Annotated in this window: 19 protein-coding genes; 8 read left to right on the forward strand and 11 right to left on the reverse strand. The window is 39.8% G+C overall.

Annotation, left to right across the window (positions count from 1 at the left end; all coding sequences use genetic code 11):
* Positions 1-19 precede the first annotated feature (19 nt).
* From ABDW32_RS10690 to ABDW32_RS10710, 5 genes are all read right to left on the reverse strand, one after another.
* Positions 20-787, reverse strand: a complete 768-nt coding sequence (locus ABDW32_RS10690) for an exodeoxyribonuclease III (protein WP_343562201.1) — start codon at positions 785-787, stop codon at positions 20-22.
* A 48-nt stretch (positions 788-835) separates the two neighbouring features.
* Positions 836-1,594, reverse strand: coding sequence for a peptidylprolyl isomerase (locus tag ABDW32_RS10695; RefSeq protein ID WP_343562203.1), 759 nt, complete (start codon positions 1,592-1,594; stop codon positions 836-838).
* Positions 1,595-1,597: 3 nt separating this feature from the next.
* The gene (locus ABDW32_RS10700) at positions 1,598-1,945 is read right to left on the reverse strand and encodes a hypothetical protein (protein WP_343562205.1); all 348 of its coding nucleotides are present in this window, start codon (positions 1,943-1,945) and stop codon (positions 1,598-1,600) included.
* A 187-nt stretch (positions 1,946-2,132) separates the two neighbouring features.
* Entirely contained in the window at positions 2,133-2,570 is a 438-nt protein-coding gene (locus ABDW32_RS10705) for a low molecular weight protein-tyrosine-phosphatase (protein WP_343562207.1), read from the reverse strand.
* A 505-nt stretch (positions 2,571-3,075) separates the two neighbouring features.
* The gene (locus ABDW32_RS10710; protein ID WP_343562209.1) at positions 3,076-4,632 is read right to left on the reverse strand and encodes a Do family serine endopeptidase; all 1,557 of its coding nucleotides are present in this window, start codon (positions 4,630-4,632) and stop codon (positions 3,076-3,078) included.
* A 227-nt stretch (positions 4,633-4,859) separates the two neighbouring features.
* Between ABDW32_RS10710 and dapF the strand changes: the two genes are divergently transcribed.
* On the forward strand, positions 4,860-5,639 hold the full coding sequence (dapF, locus tag ABDW32_RS10715) for a diaminopimelate epimerase (protein WP_343562211.1): 780 nt from the start codon (positions 4,860-4,862) through the stop codon (positions 5,637-5,639).
* Positions 5,640-5,813: 174 nt separating this feature from the next.
* Entirely contained in the window at positions 5,814-8,699 is a 2,886-nt protein-coding gene (locus tag ABDW32_RS10720; RefSeq protein ID WP_343562213.1) for a DEAD/DEAH box helicase, read from the forward strand.
* 161 nt (positions 8,700-8,860) lie between these two features.
* On the opposite strand, the gene gltX is transcribed toward ABDW32_RS10720, so the two are convergent.
* Positions 8,861-10,381, reverse strand: a complete 1,521-nt coding sequence (gene gltX / locus ABDW32_RS10725) for a glutamate--tRNA ligase (protein ID WP_343562215.1) — start codon at positions 10,379-10,381, stop codon at positions 8,861-8,863.
* Between the two features lie 119 nt (positions 10,382-10,500).
* On the opposite strand from gltX, the gene ABDW32_RS10730 reads away from it, so the two are divergent.
* From ABDW32_RS10730 to ABDW32_RS10750, 5 genes are all read left to right on the forward strand, one after another.
* On the forward strand, positions 10,501-11,730 hold the full coding sequence (locus ABDW32_RS10730) for a HAMP domain-containing sensor histidine kinase (protein WP_343562217.1): 1,230 nt from the start codon (positions 10,501-10,503) through the stop codon (positions 11,728-11,730).
* Entirely contained in the window at positions 11,711-12,259 is a 549-nt protein-coding gene (locus ABDW32_RS10735) for a DinB family protein (protein WP_343562219.1), read from the forward strand. The genes ABDW32_RS10730 and ABDW32_RS10735 overlap by 20 nt, the downstream gene beginning before the upstream one ends.
* The gene (locus ABDW32_RS10740) at positions 12,225-12,650 is read left to right on the forward strand and encodes a hotdog fold thioesterase (RefSeq protein ID WP_077437158.1); all 426 of its coding nucleotides are present in this window, start codon (positions 12,225-12,227) and stop codon (positions 12,648-12,650) included. Before ABDW32_RS10735 ends, ABDW32_RS10740 begins: the two co-directional genes overlap by 35 nt.
* 280 nt (positions 12,651-12,930) lie before the next feature.
* The gene (gene gluP, locus ABDW32_RS10745) at positions 12,931-14,223 is read left to right on the forward strand and encodes a glucose/galactose MFS transporter (protein WP_343562222.1); all 1,293 of its coding nucleotides are present in this window, start codon (positions 12,931-12,933) and stop codon (positions 14,221-14,223) included.
* A 234-nt stretch (positions 14,224-14,457) separates the two neighbouring features.
* Positions 14,458-15,303 (forward strand): DUF2911 domain-containing protein, encoded by an 846-nt coding sequence (locus ABDW32_RS10750; protein ID WP_343562224.1) that lies wholly within the window; start codon positions 14,458-14,460, stop codon positions 15,301-15,303.
* A 142-nt stretch (positions 15,304-15,445) separates the two neighbouring features.
* On the opposite strand, the gene cdaA is transcribed toward ABDW32_RS10750, so the two are convergent.
* Positions 15,446-16,240, reverse strand: coding sequence for a diadenylate cyclase CdaA (gene cdaA, locus ABDW32_RS10755; protein WP_175992071.1), 795 nt, complete (start codon positions 16,238-16,240; stop codon positions 15,446-15,448).
* Between the two features lie 60 nt (positions 16,241-16,300).
* On the opposite strand from cdaA, the gene ABDW32_RS10760 reads away from it, so the two are divergent.
* Complete coding sequence (locus ABDW32_RS10760) at positions 16,301-17,017, forward strand: pyridoxine 5'-phosphate synthase (RefSeq protein ID WP_343562228.1); 717 nt, start codon at positions 16,301-16,303, stop codon at positions 17,015-17,017.
* A 265-nt stretch (positions 17,018-17,282) separates the two neighbouring features.
* Here the strand turns inward: ABDW32_RS10760 and lepB are convergent, their stop codons facing one another.
* The 4 genes from lepB to ABDW32_RS10780 all read right to left on the reverse strand — a co-directional run bounded on the left by lepB (position 17,283) and on the right by ABDW32_RS10780 (position 21,443).
* Positions 17,283-18,851: a signal peptidase I gene (gene lepB / locus ABDW32_RS10765; protein ID WP_343562230.1), complete on the reverse strand. Its 1,569-nt coding sequence runs from the start codon at positions 18,849-18,851 to the stop codon at positions 17,283-17,285.
* A 16-nt stretch (positions 18,852-18,867) separates the two neighbouring features.
* The gene (gene dapB / locus ABDW32_RS10770; RefSeq protein ID WP_343562232.1) at positions 18,868-19,611 is read right to left on the reverse strand and encodes a 4-hydroxy-tetrahydrodipicolinate reductase; all 744 of its coding nucleotides are present in this window, start codon (positions 19,609-19,611) and stop codon (positions 18,868-18,870) included.
* 172 nt (positions 19,612-19,783) lie between these two features.
* A complete protein-coding gene (locus ABDW32_RS10775) occupies positions 19,784-20,506 on the reverse strand; it encodes a DUF5683 domain-containing protein (protein WP_343562234.1) in 723 nt (240 codons plus the stop codon).
* Position 20,507: 1 nt separating this feature from the next.
* Complete coding sequence (locus tag ABDW32_RS10780) at positions 20,508-21,443, reverse strand: ParB/RepB/Spo0J family partition protein (protein ID WP_077437165.1); 936 nt, start codon at positions 21,441-21,443, stop codon at positions 20,508-20,510.
* Position 21,444: the final 1 nt, after the last annotated feature.

Genomic DNA, 21,444 nt, shown 5'->3' on the forward strand with positions numbered 1-21,444 from the left:
TTTTCAAAATACTATTTATCTACATATCCAGTTCCAATAAAACCGGACAGTGATCAGAATGGACAGCATTTGACAAAATCTGTGAAGATTTGATTTGCGTCTCTAGCGGCTTTGACACCATATTATAATCGATACGCCAGCCCAGATTTCGGGATCGCGCCCCAGCACGGTAGCTCCACCAAGTATAGTTATGTGGTTCTGGATTCAAATGACGGAAAGAGTCGATGTATCCCGAATTAATAAAGTTTTCCATCCACTCTCGTTCTTCTGGCAAAAATCCAGAAGAGTTTGCATTTGATTTAGGATTATGGATGTCAATCGCACGATGGCAAATATTATAGTCGCCACATACGACCAAATTAGGTTTTTCTGCTAACAACTTATTGCTATATAACTGAAAATCTTCTAAAAAACGATATTTAAAATCCTGACGAATATCACCTGTTGTCCCCGAAGGAAAATAGGTACTCATCACCGATAACCTATCAAAATCGGCACGAATGATCCGTCCCTCAAAATCATAGTCTTCATGACCGCAACCATATTCTACGTGCGTGGGAGTAATCTTGCTGAAAATGGCCACCCCACTATACCCCTTTTTCTGTGCTGGATACCAATAATGCTCATAACCCATTTCTTCCAACAAAACTACCTCCGGGATTTGATCAGGAGTAGCTTTAATCTCTTGAAGGCATATGATATCAGCATTCACACTTTTCAGCCAACCTAACCAATCTTTCTTTAAAGCGGCCCGCAAACCGTTCACATTATAGGTTACTATTTTCATTTCTTTAGAATATGAATATTTAGATATTAGATTTTGAAATTTGCACTTTTAATAGTCTTTGGACGAAAACAGATCACCTATCTTGGTAAAGAAACCGGTTTGGGGTTTTAAACCTTTAAGTTCGCGTTCCAGGTTGAGGGCCTCACGCCTGGTCAGCACATGCATACTCATTTTTTGGTCTGTTTCTGGCCGGTCGTGCTTGTCAGTTTTCACAGCTGCAATCTGGTCAATAACATCTATTCCCTGCACTAATTCACCGAATACCGTATAATTCCAGTCCAGGTGTGGGGCTCCACCAACAGTTGTATAAGCTTGACGTTGCCTTTCGGAAAATTTCTTCCCGTTCATCCGGGTCTGTTCTAAGCGACTGAGATCTTCAGGAGTGAATACTTTACCCTGAACAAGGTAAAATTGTGACCCAGAAGATGCTTTCGCGGGGTTATTGTCCCTCGCCGCACCTATTGTGCCTTTCTTATGAAATAGACTATCCTGAATTTCCGCGTGAATGGTATACCCCGGGCCTCCATTTCCTAGTTGGGCACCCTCAACCGCATTTCTTGAATCTGGATCACCACCCTGGATCATAAAATTCTGGATAACCCGATGGAACAAAGTACCATCATAATATTTGCTTTTTGCTAACTTCACAAAGTTATCCCGATGTTTAGGTGTTGCATTATACAGACGCAATACACAAGTTCCCTTGTCCGTAATAATCTGGACATACTTATACTCCGGTTTAGCTGCAAATGCCAAGATCTGCAAAAAACAAAATATTGTTACTAAACAAATTTTTAAAAATCTCATACCTTAGATGACGTTTAACTCTTCAAAATAATCAATAATTAGGGACTTCATAATAAGCTCCTGTTCCAATAAAGTATAGTTGGGAATGGGCTTTACCAGTTCCCAGTGTGGCCACCCCTCTTCATCCAACCCTTTTAACGTGTAGAATCCCATGGCACTAAAAAGGCGGCATGTTGCGATATGCATCAGTTCCTCTTTCTGTCGCTTCGAAAAACTCTGCGGTCCTTTCCCTAATTCCTGCACACCGATGAGGAATAAACATACCTTGATATCAGGTTTTTCCATATCAAACAAAGAAGCAATTTCCTCCTGCAAGGTGCTCCACTTCTTATTTACTTCTGCTGCTTTCATTTTTTTCTTTTAACGGAAAAGACAAATTCAACTGTGTAGAATTGTCATATGATCCCTTTATAAAATAGTATTCATCGATATTCCTGTCGATGATTTATATGATGACTTCCCCAAAAGCCTTCCTTTAACGTTTTTATCATCGAAAATTAGGAATTAATTCACAAAAGTCAGATAATATCAATGTCATTTACGAGGACATCTTTGTGATCATCTCCGAGCAACGCTTGTCAATCATCTGAAAAACGGGGTCAAACAAATTATCATCAAAATACGGATCAGGAACGATATCATCATCGAGAAACAATTGTACCTTATCTAAGTCATCTTTGTTCTCTGCCTGTGCACAAACATCCGTAAAATTCTGACGATCCATCACAAATATAAGATCATATTCATTAAAAAACGTAGGCTGAAAATGTCTTGCCCGTTGTCCGGAAATATCGACCCCATATTTCTTGGCAATCGCAATTGCCCTGCGGTCTGGGGCTTCACCGATATGCCAGTCACCTGTCCCTGCAGACTCTACCACCCAGTTTAATTGTTTATCTTTTACTTTTTGCTTCAATATCCCATGTGCCAACGGCGAACGACAGATATTTCCCAAACAGACCATTAAAATTTTCATCGAAATATTTTTTTTAAACAATGTAACCAAAAGAAAAATACGAGCAGTCTACAATCTCAATTGCGATCAAAATTCCGACAAATCATACATTATTATCTTCCAAAAGCCCTTTAAGCTTTCGCAAATATAGTTATGCAACCTCGATCTCTACATTTTTGCACAAAATAACTAAACTTACCCTATTAAAGAAAAAACCCTGATGAAATCGTACTTCCCAGTTCCGATCGGAACATTCCGATGATTATTTAATCTCAGGTATTTTCGATTAGATTGTGTTCATTCATTCACACAAAAGATGACGACATTTCACACAATAAGCGATGATAATATATAACACAATCTGCATGACTATATCTTAATAAGGGCTATTTTCAAAGAGAAATACATCAAAATAATTTAGGATCTTACGGTCTTCTCCAGCGAAATCCTTTAATAAAAAAGGTGGTCTAACCTTACGGTTAGAACCACCTAAACTATATTAATCAACCAATTCTTAATTCAATTTTTAATATTCAACTGGGAAACTCAATTGAACTGCGCCGCCTTGAGGCGATACACCTTTTAAGCGTACAATATTACGTTGAGTAGCACCCAATGCAGATTCTATATCATCAACACTGTTAACAGCTTTTCCATTCACCTCTGTGATGACTAAACCTCTTTCGACACCAAAGTAATCAAAGATACCGCCACGGTTTACCTGTGTGACTACAACTCCAGAGTTTACACCCAATTCTTTTTTCTTCGCAGCAGAAGCAGGAATAAAGCTTGCCCCTAATTTGTTATAGATTTCAGTCGCACTTTTTGATGCTTTTCCATTCGCACCAGAAGCCGATTTAAGCGATTCTTCGCCTTTCAATGTCAAAGACACCTGTTTTTCCTTGCCGTCACGCTTATAGGTAATATTTACTTTATCACCTGGGCGTAGACGACCGATGGTTTCACTTAATACCGGAGAACCTGTAATTACCTTACCATTCACCTTCGTTAAGATATCGCCCTTTTTTATACCCGCAGCTTCAGCAGCTCCACCAGCAACTGCCTCTTCAACATATAATCCATTGATCTCTGTAATACCTTTTTCTTTGGCCAATTCAGACGTTATAGGCACATAACTAACGCCAATATAACCACGTTTTACATTACCAAATTCAACAAAATCATCCGCAATTTTTTTCACAAGATTAACCGGAATAGCAAAACCGTAACCGGCATATACACCCGTTGGTGACGCTATGGCTGAGTTAATACCAATTAGTTCACCAGAAGCATTGGTCAATGCACCACCGCTATTCCCTTTATTGATCACCGCATCTGTCTGGATAAATGATTCGATAGCCGAGCTCGCTAATGGCTGTTCTGTGCTGCCCCCAAAAGGATTACCGCGTTGCTGTTGTCCCTCTCTTAAAATACCAATATCGCGACCTGTTGCACTGACAATACCCGCAGTCACTGTAGACTGTAAGCCAAGCGGGTAACCAAAGGCCAACACCCATTCACCCACATTAACATTATCTGAATTTCCCATTTTTACAACAGGAAGTCCTTTGCCTGCAACTTTCAATAATGCTATATCAGTATTCGGATCACGACCGATCAATTTTGCCTCAAAAGTGCGTTTATCTGTCAACACCACCTCAATCTTATCCGCATCCTCAACCACGTGGTTATTGGTAACGATATAACCGTCATCCGAAATAATAACACCAGAGCCGGATGCCTGCACTGGTTGTGCCTGCATCTGACGGCGTCCGCCGCCCTGTGGCATACCAAAAAATTCTTCAAACATATCAAAAGGGGATCCCTGTGATTGTTGTGAACCTTTTCTGCTATACGTTGTCTTAATATGTACTACTCCAGGAGCTACTGCAGCAGAAGCCTGCGTAAAATCAGGATTACCTGTTGAAGACATTACTCCTGTAGGATTATTGGCAAAATAAACTTTCTGTTTCTCTTCGAAAGACATGCCCTCTAATTTCTTATTCTCAATAAGCTTGTAACCACCTAATGCTACTGCTCCACCGAAAACAGCTGTTAATAGCGTTAAACCGACTTTATTCATAAACTTATTTATATTTATTGTCTTAATATATGCTGATAATTTTTGCTCTTAAAATTACCGATTTTATTCGGATATGTTCAAATGTAATACCATTTCAAGGCCTTCGGAAAATCCGACACGTTAAAAAATGTTAATTGCTAGACAAATGCAATAATTTTAACAAATCTTAACTTTCTGCCGCTTTTTTGTAACAAAAAAACGTATTTTTGTTACTACAAATCAACATAATGGCATCGAAAGTAAGATTTTCAAAATATCAAGGAGCAGGAAATGATTTCATTTTAGTGGATAATCGCGACAATTCATTTGCCCGTACCGATGAAGCGCTGGTCAAAAGACTTTGTGACCGCCGATTCGGAATTGGTGCGGATGGTCTAATGCTGCTCCAGAACAAAGAAAATTACGACTTTGAGATGATCTATTACAATGCAGATGGACGTGAAGGCAGCATGTGTGGCAATGGCGGACGTTGTATCGTAGCGTTTGCACACGACCTAGGCATTATCACTGACAAAACTGCCTTTTTGGCAGTAGATGGAATACATCACGCCTCTTTATCAGCTGATCTTGTCAACCTGCAGATGATTGATGTCCACGAATTTGGACGTGATGGCGAAGCTTATATCTTACAAACGGGTTCTCCCCATTATGTTTCCTTCGTTACAAACCTAAAAGAAAAAAATGTATTTCAGGATGGCTTTGCGATCCGTAATAACACTACATATGCCAAAGAAGGCATTAATGTTAATTTTATAGAAAAAGAAGAAAACGGCTATTTCCTACGCACATTTGAACGTGGCGTAGAAGACGAAACGTATGCCTGTGGCACCGGCGCTACTGCCGCAGCGATGGCCGTAGCACTACAAACAAATCTTCAAGGCGATATCAATATCCCAATTCGTGTATTAGGCGGCCAACTGTATGTATCGTTCCATAAAGACGGCCACAATTTTACAGAGGTCTTCCTAAAAGGTCCAGCTCAATTTGTTTTTGAGGGACTTTTTTAGGGTTTAATTAAGAGAATTGGATAAAAATTTAAAAATCGAACAAAAGATTTGAGACCTTAGTTTGATTGACTAAAAAGATTCCTAGGAATCCTCATTTTTTACCTTTTAATTTTCACTTTTGACTATATTTTATCGTATATTAGATACCTTTATTTACAAGGTCCGCTATTTTTAATGCAACAGTCTAAGTCATTTCCAGTATATAAAATCGTTTATTCTATTTGTGAGCACCCCTATCTTGGCTATCTCATTGAGCCACACATGGTCAAACTCAATCCTAATGGGACTTACTCACTACGGTATCAACGTATATTTAGTAATACCGTAGATGCTTATGCTGCAGAATTGGATGAGGTAGACTATAAGCTCATCCGGTTACTTGACGATATCGAACAGACAAACCTTATCAAAAAGTATTATAAAAAAGCGATCAGGCCCGTAGACTTTTTCTCCAAAGTCTTTGACAAAAAACTTTATGACTTGTTGCGCCCAAAGATTGATGAAAAGATGATTCAATTTTTTGAGTCTATCGGCGATAAACCGCTTTTTATGATGAGTAAAGACGGTTATCCAGCAGATCAGGAAATTAAACGCGCGACCTCAGCAGCCTCAATCTTATTCCATTTCCGCCGAAATGAGGAGGAAACACGTTACTTCCCAACCATAAAATACGAAAATCAGCGCTTAGAGTTTATGTTTAAAAATGCCATTGTATTAACCAATGCACAGGCATGGCTACTTTTAAACAATACCTTATACTATTTTGATCAGGCCCTGGAAGGCAAAAAACTAAGCCCCTTTCTCAACAAAAGATACATTTCTGTTGGAAGAAGCACGGAAAAGAAATATTTTGAAAGTTTTGTCTGTGGATTAATTGAACGCTACCATGTCTATGCTGAGGGCTTCGAGATACAGACACATCAGCACCAAGCAGTCCCTTTACTGCATTTGATCTACGTGGAAGATGGTACGTCAAAATTACAACTGCAATTCCAATATGGGCCCCATACCTTCACTGCTGGAGCAGAAAATAAAGTGACCGTCCGAATGGAATATGACGAAGACAAAGATCTATACACCTTTCATCGGGTAAAACGCTCTTTACATTGGGAGGAACAACAGCAGAAGAATCTGAAAGATTTGGGCCTAGAGGAGCTGGATCGTCAGCTTGGATTGCTCGCCCCATCTATTCAATCCGGAAAACACATCTCTGTATTTGATTGGATGAACAATCACCAGGAACAAATAAAGGCCTTGGGATTTCAGATTATACAAAACAGTGAACAAAAACGCTTTTTCATAGGACATACCTCGTTGGACATTGCTGTTGATGAGGATAATGACTGGTTCGATATCAGTGCTATCGCTAAATTCGGCCCTTATGAAATTCCCTTTATAAACTTACGGAACCATATTCTAAACAATATCAAAGAATTTACCCTTCCAAACGGAGAGATTGCTATGATTCCTGAAGAATGGTTCGCCCAATACAATCATCTCTTCCAGTTTTCTACTGATAGACACGAACTTAAATTAAATAAAGTGCATATCGGTTTACTCTTTGAAATCAGCGAACACACGAAATTAGTTTTCAACCGAAAACTACAAAATCTCGCTACTTTCGAGGAAATTGTCGATATTCCTGAACCAAAGAATTTCAAAGGAAATCTTCGACCTTATCAGAAAGCGGGCTATAACTGGTTTAACTTCCTAAAACAGTACAAATTTGGCGGCTGTCTCGCAGATGACATGGGCTTAGGTAAAACTATACAGACTTTAGCCCTGTTACAGCAACAAAAAGAGCAGCTTGTCGATCAGCAGGAAGTACACACCTCACTTCTGGTATTGCCAACATCACTTGTTTACAATTGGCAAAAAGAAGCACAACAATTTGCTCCCCAGCTCAAGATTCATCTGCATACTGGAAATAATCGCATTAAAGATGCCTCATTATTTGCAAGATATGACCTGATCATCACAACATATGGGATAGCGCGTATTGATGAAGATATATTGAGTGGCTTTTATTTCAATTACATTATCCTCGATGAAAGCCAAAACATTAAAAATCCCACATCAAAATCTTTTAAGGCTATAAAGAGCCTGAAAAGCAAAAATAAACTGGCTTTAAGCGGCACCCCTGTTGAAAACTCAGTATCCGACCTTTGGGCACAAATGCACTTTACCAATCCAGGGTTGTTGGGAAGTTACACCTATTTCCAAAAGGAGTTTGTCCAGCCCATTGAAAAGAAAAAGGACGAAGAAAAAGCCCAACGTCTTCAGGCGATTGTCAAACCTTTTATTTTAAGACGAACAAAGGATCAGGTCGCAACGGAGCTACCTCCAAAAACCGAACAGGTGCTCTATTGTGAAATGACCGATAAACAGTCGGAACTCTATGAGAAGGTTAAATCTGAGTATCGCAACGCCATTCTTGATGGACAATTGGACAACAAACCAAAATCAACGCAGATTGCGCTATTACAGGGACTGACCAAACTTCGCCAGCTAGCCAATCATCCTAAAATGGTTGATGAGGAATTTACCGGTGATTCAGGGAAATTTGATGCTGTCATTGAAACCCTTGAAATGGTTATGCAGCGAGGAAATAAAGTCCTTATCTTCTCACAATTTGTTAAACAGCTCAATATTTTCAGGCAATATTTTGATAAGAAGGGAACAAACTATGCCTATCTGGATGGTGGCACAAAAAACCGCGATGAAGCAGTAAGCCAGTTCCGCAAAAACAACAATACCAAATTGTTCTTAATATCAATTAAAGCTGGTGGTGTAGGGCTCAACCTGATTGAAGCAGATTACGTCTTTATATTGGATCCCTGGTGGAACCCTGCCGTAGAACAACAAGCTGTAGACCGCTCACACCGTATCGGGCAGACCAGAAATGTGTTTATCTATAAATTCATCAGTAAAGACACGGTGGAAGAGAAAATATTGGCGCTACAAAATAAGAAGAAATCTATTGCACAGAGCCTTATCACAACAGAAGAAAGTTTTATAAAATCACTTTCTCAGGAAGATCTGCACGAGCTCTTGGCCTAATCCATTATCACAAGCCGATAGCAATACCTGATCTTAATTCTGCAACAGATAAGCCGTTGGGTGTAGTATCTTTTAACCCAAAGTTAAGGCATTTCATAGCCATAAAAAAGCTGTTGACAAATCGATTGCAACAGCTTTTTCTACAATATATCTTTCCGCGTTTAAGCGTCAAATTCCTGAAGTGCTTTTTTTATACGTTCAATGACTTCATGTTGCCCAAGTAGTTCAACAATTTGGAAAACATCAGGACCAAATTTTCCACCAACCAGCATAATCCGGAATGGCATCATCAATTCGCCTATCTTCATCCCTGAGTTTTGAATTGCTTCTTTAAAAAATGATTCGAGTTCCGCTGCTTTCCATTCTGTAAAGTTTTCAAATGATGTCATCATATTTTCAAAGAATGCCGTCTTTTCAGTTGACCATTTTGGTTTTACCGCATTCAGATCGTATTCGGCAGGCTGTACAAAAAAGAAAGAAGCCTGAGTCCAAAAATCCTCTACAAAAGTTAATCGCTCTTTGACAGCAGCCAATACACGGTTCACATAACCTTCCTCTACTTTGATATGATGCTGAGCCAATACATCATTGATCTGAGGTAATAAAGAGTCACTTGGAGAACGTTTAATCCATTCGTGATTGAACCATTTTGCCTTCTCAAAATCAAACTTTGCTCCAGCTTTGCTAATACGATCAACACCGAATTTTTGGATCAACTCCTCCAAAGAAAATAGTTCTTGTTCTGTACCATCGTTCCAACCCAACACACCAAGCATATTGACAAAAGCTTCTGGCAGGAATCCCATTTCACGGAATCCCTTTGTTGTATCACCCGATTTTGCATCCGTCCAATTCATGGCATATACAGGAAAACCTAAACGGTCACCATCACGTTTGCTTAATTTTCCATTTCCATCTGGCTTCAGGATTAACGGAAGATGCGCCCATTGCGGCATGCTGTCAGCCCAACCTAGGTATTCCCATAATAGAACATGAATCGGTGCCGAAGGCAACCATTCTTCGCCACGGAAAACATGCGAGATCTCCATCGCCTTATCATCCACCACAACGGCTAAGTGATAAGTTGGCATTCCATCTGCTTTAAGCAGCACTTTATCATCGACAAGATTGGTATCAAAAGCGACTTTACCACGGATCATATCGCTGAAAGAGACTGTTTCATCTGTTGGGATCTTAATTCGTATGGTATGCGGTGTGCCGGCATCTAGTAATTGTTGGGTTTCGGCCTCACTCAAGCTCAAAGAATTACGCAATTGCAACCTGTTTTCATGACTATAACGGAAATTAGGTTGTAGCTTACGCTGTTCTTCCAATTCCTCCGCAGTATCAAACGCATAATAGGCGTATCCGTCTGCGATCAACTGCTCAGCAAATTTGCGGTACGACGGTTTTCGTTCACTTTGACGGTAAGGGCCATATTGACCACCCTTTAATGGGCTTTCATCCGGAGACAGACCACACCACGCTAAACATTCGTTGATATATTCTTCGGCTCCGGGGACAAAACGGGTTTGATCCGTATCCTCGACACGTAAAATAAAATCTCCTTTATGCTGACGAGCATAGAGAAAATTAAACAAAGCTGTACGTACGCCCCCAAGGTGCAAACCACCAGTAGGACTCGGTGCAAATCGCACCCTTACTCTTCTTTCTGAACTCATGGGGCAAAATTACCACAAAATTTTTGATTTGGATAACAGGATGACTCCGAAGGTCAAATAAAAGTGCAAAAAACAGACATTTATTCATTAATTTGCAAGAGAGTACAACATACAGAATCATGAAATCCTCTCAGATAAGCCAACAACGCTGGAAATTTATTTTGCTCATCTTTGCGGCAATTATTGCCATCGCATCCTTGGTTTATACCAATTATCTTGTTCGGAACCTTGCCCATGCCGAACGTTCAAAAGCCGAAGTATGGGCTATGAGTACCAAAAATATCATGACTATGCCAGACGTAGACGATGAATTCATTACATTCATCTACGCGGTCAGAGATAGTTTAAATTTACCGGCAATTATTACTGACGATAAAAACGATATTATTTTTTGGCGTAATCTGGATTCTACCAAGACTAATATTAAGCCGATTCAGAATGATAGTGTTACAAATGACCTGGAATATGACCCTGTATATTTTCAGAAACAGCTGGCCTTTATGAAAAAGAGTCATCCTCCAATTACCCTCGAATTGGAAAATGGTCAAAAATGGCATGTTTACTACAAAGACTCTTGGTTTCTGCAACAATTGCGGGTATTCCCCTATGTTCAATTATCGCTGATTGCCCTCTTCCTGATTATAGCTTATACCGTTTTTAATTCCATTAGGAAATCCGAGCAGAATCTAGTCTGGGTGGGACTGACCAAAGAGGCCGCTCACCAATTGGGAACCCCAATATCCTCGTTAATGGGCTGGCTAGAGCTTATCAGGATCAAATTTGACGCCGAAGAAGACGATACACTTAATGAAATGGAAAATGATATTAAAAGATTAGAAATTGTCGCTGATCGTTTTTCAAAAATAGGCTCAACACCTGTGCTGACCAATCACAATCTCTATGATGTGATCAAAAATTACATTGATTATTTCCGCATACGGACCAGTAACAAGATTATATTCGAATTATATGGAGATAAGCATGTGGAGGCCAAACTCAATATTCCGCTCTTCGATTGGATCATTGAAAATTTATTGAAAAACGGCGTAAATGCTATTGGCACAGAGGGAAAGATAACTGTTAATATTTCACAAAATATTGCGAAAGAAGAAATTTTTATAGACATTAGTGATACGGGCAAGGGAATTCCAAGGTCAAATTTTGAATCTGTCTTCCAGCCAGGTTTTACAACACGCAAAAGAGGTTGGGGACTTGGTCTTAGCCTAACCAAACGAATGGTACGATATCATCAAGGACAAATCTTTGTTAAAGAATCTGAAATAGGTAAAGGAACAACATTTCGAATAATCTTAAAAAGCAACTTAAAATATGAAGCCACTCAAATCTGACGAATATCCAGCAGTCTACGCACCCTATATTGAGACTGTAGTCGATAACGTATTAGATGCATTGGAAGAACAGACGCTCTCCTTTCCTGCATTTCTGGACGCTATTCCAGAAGAAAGAGGCAATTTCAAATATGCCGAAGATAAATGGACCATCAAAGAGGTCGTCGGACATGTCATCGACAATGAACGAATCATGGCCTACCGCGCGTTACGTTTTTCGCGCAACGACCTGAAAGAGCTCGCAGGGTATGATCAAGATTACCTCATTCAATATTCCCGCTACAATGACCGCACATTGGAAAGTCTAAGTAAAGAATTTACTTATTTACGCAAGGCCAACCTGATGCTGTTCAACAGCTTTAATGATGTAGAATTAGAGCGTAAAGGTATGGCCTCAGAACGGCTCACCAGTGTCAAAGCATTATTATATGTGATTGCAGGGCATCTCAATCATCATCGTATCATCATTCAGGAACGTTATTTAAATTCAGACGATGTCAAAAATTTGGTTTCAGCCTTACAGCATTGAGGAAATAAATGTCTTTTTCAATAAATACCTCTCCGGTTTATTGGAAATCAGGGCAACCGAAATAGATGATAATGGTATTACGGCAACCATGCCCGTTACAGACAATGTAAAGCAGCCTCATGGCATTTTACATGGGGGCGCATCTGTAGTACTCGCAGAATCTTTAGGGAGTATTGCTTCTAATTTGGTGGTTGATCCCGACAAATATCGTGGCGTGGGTCTCGAAGTAAACGCCAATCACATCCGACCGGTAAGCAGTGGAATCATCACCGCAAAATGTAGTCCGATACATATTGGTCGGTCAACTCATATCTGGGAGATAAAAATGTATGACCGCTTCAATAAATTGAATTGTATCTCAAGACTTACAGTAGCTATCGTGCCAAAATAAGCGGCAATTTGCTAACTCGATTTACTAATCCCATGTAATTCGAAATCAACAATATTTGCAACAAAAGAAGAATAATTTTCACAATTTATTCTTCTTTTTTTTGCCAAATAATTATCAAAATACCACTTTATTTATTTCCGATATTCAAGAAAATTAAGTAGTCTTGTAAGATGGATCATTTAAAAATCATCAGAAATAGCATGCAATCGTTTGTCTAACGCTAGTTTTTTGACAGATTCCAATCCATGAACGATAACTTAACTAAAATATAATTAAAAAAATGACCACTAATCCTAATTCGGGTAAAACAGCAATAGTTCCTATGCTCATTTGCTGTGCATTATTTTTTATTCTGGGGTATATCACCTGGGCTAATGGAGCGCTGATTCCATTTGTACGACTAGCATTTAATTTGGAGACAGATACGCAAGCATTTTTAATCCTTTTTGCATCGTATATCGCCTATTTCTTTCTTGCATTGCCAAGTTCATGGATTCTGGGCAAAATAGGATTTAAAAATGGTCTTGTAGCCAGCTTGGTCTTGATTATTATTGGTGCACTTATCATTATTCCGGCGGCATCGAACCTAAGCTATCAGCTTTTCCTGGTCGCAATCTTTGTTCAGGCCTCAGGTATGGCCTTATTGCAGACAGCGATTAATCCTTACCTCAGTATCATCGGCCCGATCGAAAGTGCTGCTCAACGGATTTCTATTGTAGGTATTTTCAATAAAACAGCGGGTATGATTGTACCTGTGGTTTTGGGAAGTATCCTATTAAAAGATTACGACAGTATTTCCAGCAGAATCAAAGAACTTAAGGCAGGTGCAGAACATGATGCTTTACTCGCAGAATTATCCGAAAGGCTTCACGGTCCCTATATCGGTGTAGCTATCGGTGTAGCCATTCTTGCCATTGTCGTATTTGCGGTAAAAATGCCGGAGGTTGATGTCAATAAGGAAGAAGAAACAACAGATGAAGTGACAATTACAGGAACAAAAAAGACAAGCATCTTCCAATTCCCGCATTTATTTTTAGGATTTTTAGCAATTTTCTTCTGTGTAGCAGTGGAAGTGATGGCAGGCGATATCATCGGAACTTATGGCAGATTATTATCTCTTCCGCCATTTTTCGTTAAGTATGGTACGACTTTCACATTAGTATGTATGTTAGTTGGTTATTTCATTGGTATTATTTCCATTCCAAAATTTGTATCGCAACAAACTGCTTTACGTATCTGTACAATTGTGGGAATTACGTTCACCGCTATTTCTGCGTTTTCTACAGGATTAACGTCTTATATCTTTGTTGCCCTATTAGGTGTAGCAAATTCATTGATGTGGCCAGCAATTTTCCCACTTGGAATAAAAGGATTAGGCCGTTTTACCAAGACAGGTTCGGGTATTATGATTATGGGTATAGCCGGGGGGGCAATCTGGCCTTTGATATATGGTTATTTAAAAGACAGCTTACATGTTGATTTCCAACACGCATTTCTCTTTGCGATGGTTCCGGCGTATTTATATATCTTATTTTTTGCGGCCAAAGGACACAAAATTGGGAAGGAGAACTAGTATCAAAACAAAATATTGTTATAGCAACAGGGCATCTAAAAAATAGATGCCCTTTTTTGTGAAATTCTTCTTATTTTTAAATGATGAATCCAAGCACTATTGTGACAGAATTCATTGCATGTGCCATAATAATGCAAAGTGCTTCATCTGAAATAAATGAACCTTAGCCATTAATTCGCAAATTCATAGTCATTAATAATCGAGCTTTACGCTCAAAAAGAAATTATCGAACAAATGAAAAAGAAATTCTTTGCCATTGCCTTTGCAGCAACGTTAATGTTTACTGCAAACGAATCCTTTGCCCAATTAAAACTACCGGCTGCAAGTAGCGCCCAAACAATCACTCAGGGCTTAGGAATCGAAAATGTGACCCTTAATTATAGCCGTCCGAGTATGAATGGCCGTAAGATCTTTGGCGAACTCGTACCATACAATGAAGTATGGCGTACAGGAGCCAACACGAATACAACCCTGTCTTTTGAAGGTGATGTTACCCTTAATGGACATAAACTTACTGCCGGAACCTATGCTTTGTTTACTATTCCCAACAAGAACGAGTGGACCGTAATCATTAGCAAGAATACCAAGCAATGGGGAGCCTATACCTACAATCAATCTGAAGATGCTCTTCGTTTTAATGTGAAACCACAGAACTTGAGTACTCCGGTGGAAACATTTACGATCTCTTTCGATAATGTTACGCCGACAGATGCTGTATTAACTCTTGCATGGGAGAAAACAGCTATAAAAGTTGACCTTAAGGTCAATCAACAGGCAAAAATTATCGCTTCTATTGATGAAGCTATGAAAGGAGATAAAAAACCTTATTTCGCTGCAGCACAGTACTATTTAAACAATAATATAGACGATAAGAAAGCACTAGCTTGGTTTGACGAAGCGGCCAAAGCTCAACCTAAGGCTGCCCACGTATTATATTGGAAAGCAAAGGCACAATTAAAATCCGGTGATAAAAAAGGCGCGATTGAAACCGCTACAAAAGGAGTTGAGGTAGCTACTGAAGGCAAAAATAGCGAATACATCAAATTGAATACACAAATCATCAATGCCGCAAAAAAATAAGGCATTGGAAACTGTATAACAAAAAGGGGGATCCAAAAAGTCAGATCCCCCTTTTTTGTTCATTTTTTTCGAATGCCTCTCCCTCGCTCTTATCGAATATTCAAGGCGCAAGATCTTCTGTTACTTTGGGCCAACTTCATTTTTATAACTCATCTTTTAGCAGCTGTTCCAGTTCTTCGGGCGAAACATTCATATTTACATTACCATCCTTTGCAAAAGAAATTTCCCCGGTTTCCTCAGAGACAATTACCGCTATTGCATCCGAGATTTCAGTAACCCCGATTGCTGCACGGTGCCGCAGGCCAAATTGCAGTGGCAAATCCTCACTATCCGATAACGGTAACACACAAGACGCCGTCATAATCTTGAAATCGACAATCACTACCGCGCCATCATGTAGCGGGCTGTTTTTATGAAATATACTCTCTATTAAACGTTTTGAAATTTGTGCATCAATATACTCACCACTGCTTTGGTAATATTCCTCATCAAAATATTTTGAAAAAACCAGTAACGCTCCTGTCCGTGTACGCGACATGCTTCTGCAAGCCTCCACAACAGGTCTTAGATCCTCAGTAAGATCCTTTTGTATAGCTTTCTTATTCCCTAAAAAAGACCAGAAAACCTTTTTTCGTTTCATCGATATATTTTTACCCACATGGAGCAAAAAGCGCCTGATTTCCTGCTGGAATACCACAATGAGCGCAATGGATCCGACAGATATAAATCCTCCAAATATTTCGGTCAATAGACGCATGTGCATCTGTTTGACAACAATATAGACCCCGTAAAATAAGGCGACTCCGATCAGGATATTCACGGCAATAGTACCCCGGATCAGACTATAGATATAGTAGATAATAATCGCTACCAATATAATATCGATAACGTCCAATAGGCGAAAGCCACTAAACAAACTATAATCGATTCCATCCATATACGCAAGTTAAAAAAAAATAGATATTATTTGTATTTTTACCATATAACATACAAGAAAATGACTAGACTTTCAGTAAATATCAATAAAATTGCAACGCTCAGAAACTCCAGAGGCGGTAATAATCCTAATCTTGTAGCTGCAGCATTAGCCTGTGAACGATTTGGTGCCCAGGGTATCACTGTCCACCCAAGGCCAGACGAAAGGCATATCCGCTATCAGGATGTATTTGACTTAAAAGCCGAGATCCAGACCGAGCTCAATATCGAAGGCAACTGTCAAGAACAGAAATTCATCGACCTGGTATTAGCGAACAAACCTGCTCAGGTAACCCTTGTACCCGATGCCGAAGGACAGCTCACTTCCAATCACGGCTGGGATACCATCAGAAACAAAGCCTATCTAAAAGACATGTGCGAGTTGTTCAAAGATGCGGGTATACGTGTATCGATCTTTGTAGACCCCGTTGAAGAGATGGTCGAAGCAGCAGCAGAAACAGGGACCGATCGTATAGAATTATATACAGAAGGCTTTGCCAGCGAATATGGATTTGATAAAGAAAAAGCCATTCAACCCTATTTCAAAGCCGCATTAAAGGCACGCGAAGTTGGCTTAGGTCTAAATGCAGGTCATGACCTGGACCTAAATAATCTTCAGTATTTCAACCAGCATATACCTGAGTTATTAGAAGTAAGCATTGGCCATGCCTTGATTTCAGATGCCCTGTACCTGGGGCTGGAGGAAACAATCAAACGTTATCTGGCCTGTCTAAAGTAAATGATGTCACGAAGGCTTATGCCTGAAATAAGATATCACTTTGGATCTATTCGCTCTAAATAGCTACTTCAAAGTCCTAAAAAATCCTTCCCCTTCGCGAGAAGGATTTTTTTAATAAGCTCCATATTCAATAAAATACCCAAACAAAAATCCTTGCCAGTAAACCCGACAAGGATCCTATTTACGCTTAAATTCTGTCAATCTATTAATCAGAGCAATTCAAAGGTCTACAAAGAAAATAGACGCCTCGTTATAAGTACACTTATTAATGAATTCCTTTAAATATACGGTTCCAACGGATTTTAGAAAGACCTGTACCTATTTCGTCCCAACTCATCCAGGTAAATAATGCTTTACCCACAATATGGTCTTCAGGCACAAATCCCCATCCTCTTGAGTCTAAGGAATTGTGACGGTTATCTCCCATCATCCAGAAATAGTCCATTTTAAAGGTATAGCTCTCCGCTTTCACATCATTGATGTAGATACCATCGGTACGCTTTTCAAGTTTATTATTTTCATAAACGCGAATAGCACGTTCATAGATAGGCAAGGTCTGCGCATTCAACGCTACCTTCCAACCCTTCTTCGGGATCAAGATGGGTCCGAAGTTATCGAAATCCCATTTATACTGCGGGTCATACGGATAAGCTCCTTCGCCTGCTGGACTTCTTCTTATTTCCTTTACATTTGACCAAGATCTCACCAGTTCGACCTCATCATCTGTCATATACAGTTCATATACGCCCGGTTGCTGATCAGATCCTCCGCCTTCGATACGTAGTTCGCGTAGACGTTCCATGTCCAAAGGAGTACCATCTGTCAACACATAATAATTCATTTGGCTTTCAGGCGGATCAAATCCCGGTTGATCATTGATAAAGAGTTTAGCATCCTTCATCGAAATTTTATCTCCCGGCAAGCCCACACAGCGCTTGATATAATTTTCGCGTTTATCTATCGGGCGGGCCTGAATAGTAAATTGTGAATTAACGGTCTGCCAACCGTAAGCTCTGACCAGGTCATAGTAGCTCGCATTCTGATTTTCCAAGGCTACTGTATCACCTGCGGGGAAATTAAAGACAACAACATCATTTCGTTCTATCTTCTGAAATCCCGGCAATCGTTTGTAAGGTAGTTCAATCAACTCAGAGTAAGCCTTTCCACCTGTTATTGGCATTGTGTGGTGCGCAAAGGGAAAAGCAATCGGCGTATTAGGCACCCGGGGGCCATAATTCAATTTACTCACAAATAAGAAATCCCCAATCAATAAGGTACGTTCCATTGATCCTGTCGGGATCATATACGCTTCAATTAAAAATCCGCGGATAAGCGATGCTGCAACAGTTGCAAACACAATTGCGTCAGCCCATTCACGCACCATAGACTTCTTATAAGGATATTTGACTTTATATTCCTTATAGGAGGCCTGTTCTATTTCCGCAAGCTTCTCTTCGGTCAATTCTACACCTTCCTGTGCAGCGGTTTTCAGATTTTTAGCATACAATCCATTCAGGAATCGTACATTATTATCCTTAGCCCACATAGGCAGCACAATAAATGGCACCAAAACAGCTGCAGTATTTTCCCAAAAACGACGTTTACCAAAACAGTGGATGAAGTCGAGATAAAGGTTATAGAAAACAAAAATATTGACAATAGGAATCAACAACAAGATCACCCACCATGTTGGTCTTCCTGTTAATTTAGCCTGTATATATTGACTATAAAAAGGTACGATTGCTTCCCAGCCTTTTCTGCCAGCTTTAACAAACAATTGCCACAATCCATATCCTGCTATTGCTGTTAAAACCGCAAAGATAATTAACCACATAATCTATTAATTAGTACTATTTATTAAAATCAAAAATTTCAGTTACCTGGTAGAATCCTTTTTTACCATTCAACCATTCGGAGGCAACGACAGCCCCCAAAGCAAAACCATCACGGCTATGCGCAGTATGTTTAAATTCTATCTGATCCACTTCAGAACTGTACAGCACGGTATGTGTGCCTGGAACCTCTTCAATCCGATGGCTCTCTATGAGAAGCTCCTGCGGCTTAGGAATAATTTCATCTTGCTCTCCCACAACAGTATTTACCCAGTTTGTTTTCACATCACTGTGGTCCAAGATACCTTCCGCAATTGTAATTGCCGTACCACTGGGAGCATCTAATTTGTGAATATGGTGAATTTCTTCAACCTGAACATCATATTGTTTATAAGGTTGCAAAGCCTTCGCTAGCATACGGTTAATATGAAAAAACACATTCACGCCGATCGAGAAATTAGAACCATATAAAATTGATCCGTTCACATCCAAGCACTTGCTTTTAACACTTTCCAACTGATCGTACCAACCTGTTGTACCCACCACAATAGGAACACCAGCTTCCAAACAGAGATTCATATTATCCAAAGCAGCAGATGGCACACTAAAATCAATTGCCACATCAGCTCCCTTGATATCATCGGCTGTCAGGCCGGGACGATTATTTTCATCCACAATTAAAAAAATCTGATGGCCCCTTTTTAGTGCGTATCGTTCGATAATCTGCCCCATTTTGCCATATCCCAAGAGAATGATGTTCATATATCTAGAAAATAAAGTATAGTTTATTTTAAAATTAAAAAATTCCATTGAAAAACAGACACAAAACCTAGTTAACAACGATTTTTTATTGAAGGCATCCGTATTCAACGCCGCTAAAGAATCTTGATTTGTTGCCCCGTGGTGCTATGTTACAGGTTTCGACATGAGGTTTTTAATTGAATTTCATGGACAATTTCAGCCCTACTGTAGGTTTAAAAGTAAACGATCCTGATGCAAGACTCGCGTCCATTAATGTAGGGCCGATCAAAAAAGTAGTCTTTTTGGGTTTATCATCACCGATGCTCCAGCGATATTTTAGCATAGAATCAATATAAGCTTCGGCGACGTTCAATCCATAGACCCCGAGTGTCAATAACACCATTAGATCCCGATTTCGCCTTGCATTATCCTTTGCCCGAATAATTGACTCATCAGGGATCCGTTCATAAAAAGGATCTACTGGCCGACCTTCAGCCCTATCCTGCAGTACCCCTAAAAGCTCTTTATAATATTTATTATTAAAGTCAAAAACAAGCACTGTGGTTGCCAGTCCACCATAGATCACAGGCACTTTAATCCACCAAACGCCGCCGTTAGTATACTGTCCCCATCCCGGTAAGACCAAAGAGCGCTTCCAGGCCTGTTTATTTTTTGCTTCAATAGCCAACCGGGTAGAATCTTTAAACACCACCTTTTCCTTCGCTTTGGCTTCTTCTTTTTCTCGTTTCTTACGTTCTTTCCGGGACTCCTTTTTAACAGTATCCTGTGCTGATTTGGGTTTCAAGCTGCCTGCATTGACAGTTTGAACCTGCTTTTTTGAAATAGTATCGACAGTCTGCGCCTGCACCATCAGTACAGCAAATACGGCAATAAGCAGACTCATTAATTTGGTCATATTACCAATCTAAAAGTTCAAGAATACGGCTTAGATCATCCTCTGATTCAAAAGGAATCTCAATCGCCCCTTTACCTTTGGTACTCTTCAAATTCAATTTGACTCTAGACGAAAATTTCGACGCCAGATCATCCTCAATTTTTTGCAATTGAAATGACATCGGTGTTTTCTCCTTGTTCGTTTTTTTCTTCCCTCCCTTTTGAAGTTCACGCACAAGCTCTTCGGCCTTTCGAACAGACAGGCCCTGATCGATGATCAATTTAAAAATATATAACTGTTTATCTACTTCGGAAATATTAATCAGTGCACGGGCATGTCCCATCGTCAGAGCGCCATCCCGTATAGCAGCCTGAATCACGGGAGGAAGTTTCAATAAACGGAGATAGTTTGTCACAGTCGAACGGTTTTTACTGACACGTTCACCCAACTCCTCCTGCTTCAAATTACATTCCTCGATCATCCGTTGAAAGCTTAAGGCGACTTCAATAGCGTTTAAGTTCTCGCGTTGGATATTTTCGATCAATGCCATTTCCAGCATTTGCTGATCATTGGCCGTACGGATATAAGCCGGTATTTCCGTTATACCCGCCAATCTTGAAGCACGAAGACGACGTTCCCCCGATATCAATTGATAGTTACCATCCGAGATCTTACGTACCGTAATTGGCTGGATTAAACCCTGTAATATAATAGATTCCGATAATTCTTGTAATGCAACCGGATCAAATTCGGTACGTGGCTGAAATGGATTTACCGATATTTCTTCTACCCGGACATGGCTGATATTGCCATTTTCTTTATTTGTATTTACTGTAGAAGAAGTCACCAAAGGCGACTCCTCAACTTGCTGATTACTTTTAGCAGGAGCTTCTACACTATCGTTTAATAGCGCACCTAAACCTCTTCCCAGTCCTGTTTTACGCTGATGTGCTGCCATA

Source organism: Sphingobacterium sp., from assembly GCF_039596235.1.
In the GTDB taxonomy this organism is placed as follows: domain Bacteria; phylum Bacteroidota; class Bacteroidia; order Sphingobacteriales; family Sphingobacteriaceae; genus Sphingobacterium.

Bases quoted from the DNA above. Each gene is read 5' to 3' on its own strand.
- ABDW32_RS10690 (WP_343562201.1), bottom strand. From the start codon at position 787: ATGAAAATAGTAACCTATAATGTGAACGGTTTGCGGGCCGCTTTAAAG.
- ABDW32_RS10695 (WP_343562203.1), bottom strand. From the start codon at position 1,594: ATGAGATTTTTAAAAATTTGTTTAGTAACAATATTTTGTTTTTTGCAG.
- ABDW32_RS10700 (WP_343562205.1), bottom strand. From the start codon at position 1,945: ATGAAAGCAGCAGAAGTAAATAAGAAGTGGAGCACCTTGCAGGAGGAA.
- ABDW32_RS10705 (WP_343562207.1), bottom strand. From the start codon at position 2,570: ATGAAAATTTTAATGGTCTGTTTGGGAAATATCTGTCGTTCGCCGTTG.
- ABDW32_RS10710 (WP_343562209.1), bottom strand. From the start codon at position 4,632: ATGAATAAAGTCGGTTTAACGCTATTAACAGCTGTTTTCGGTGGAGCA.
- dapF (WP_343562211.1), top strand. From the start codon at position 4,860: ATGGCATCGAAAGTAAGATTTTCAAAATATCAAGGAGCAGGAAATGAT.
- ABDW32_RS10720 (WP_343562213.1), top strand. From the start codon at position 5,814: ATGCAACAGTCTAAGTCATTTCCAGTATATAAAATCGTTTATTCTATT.
- gltX (WP_343562215.1), bottom strand. From the start codon at position 10,381: ATGAGTTCAGAAAGAAGAGTAAGGGTGCGATTTGCACCGAGTCCTACT.
- ABDW32_RS10730 (WP_343562217.1), top strand. From the start codon at position 10,501: ATGAAATCCTCTCAGATAAGCCAACAACGCTGGAAATTTATTTTGCTC.
- ABDW32_RS10735 (WP_343562219.1), top strand. From the start codon at position 11,711: ATGAAGCCACTCAAATCTGACGAATATCCAGCAGTCTACGCACCCTAT.
- ABDW32_RS10740 (WP_077437158.1), top strand. From the start codon at position 12,225: ATGTCAAAAATTTGGTTTCAGCCTTACAGCATTGAGGAAATAAATGTC.
- gluP (WP_343562222.1), top strand. From the start codon at position 12,931: ATGACCACTAATCCTAATTCGGGTAAAACAGCAATAGTTCCTATGCTC.
- ABDW32_RS10750 (WP_343562224.1), top strand. From the start codon at position 14,458: ATGAAAAAGAAATTCTTTGCCATTGCCTTTGCAGCAACGTTAATGTTT.
- cdaA (WP_175992071.1), bottom strand. From the start codon at position 16,240: ATGGATGGAATCGATTATAGTTTGTTTAGTGGCTTTCGCCTATTGGAC.
- ABDW32_RS10760 (WP_343562228.1), top strand. From the start codon at position 16,301: ATGACTAGACTTTCAGTAAATATCAATAAAATTGCAACGCTCAGAAAC.
- lepB (WP_343562230.1), bottom strand. From the start codon at position 18,851: ATGTGGTTAATTATCTTTGCGGTTTTAACAGCAATAGCAGGATATGGA.
- dapB (WP_343562232.1), bottom strand. From the start codon at position 19,611: ATGAACATCATTCTCTTGGGATATGGCAAAATGGGGCAGATTATCGAA.
- ABDW32_RS10775 (WP_343562234.1), bottom strand. From the start codon at position 20,506: ATGACCAAATTAATGAGTCTGCTTATTGCCGTATTTGCTGTACTGATG.
- ABDW32_RS10780 (WP_077437165.1), bottom strand. From the start codon at position 21,443: ATGGCAGCACATCAGCGTAAAACAGGACTGGGAAGAGGTTTAGGTGCG.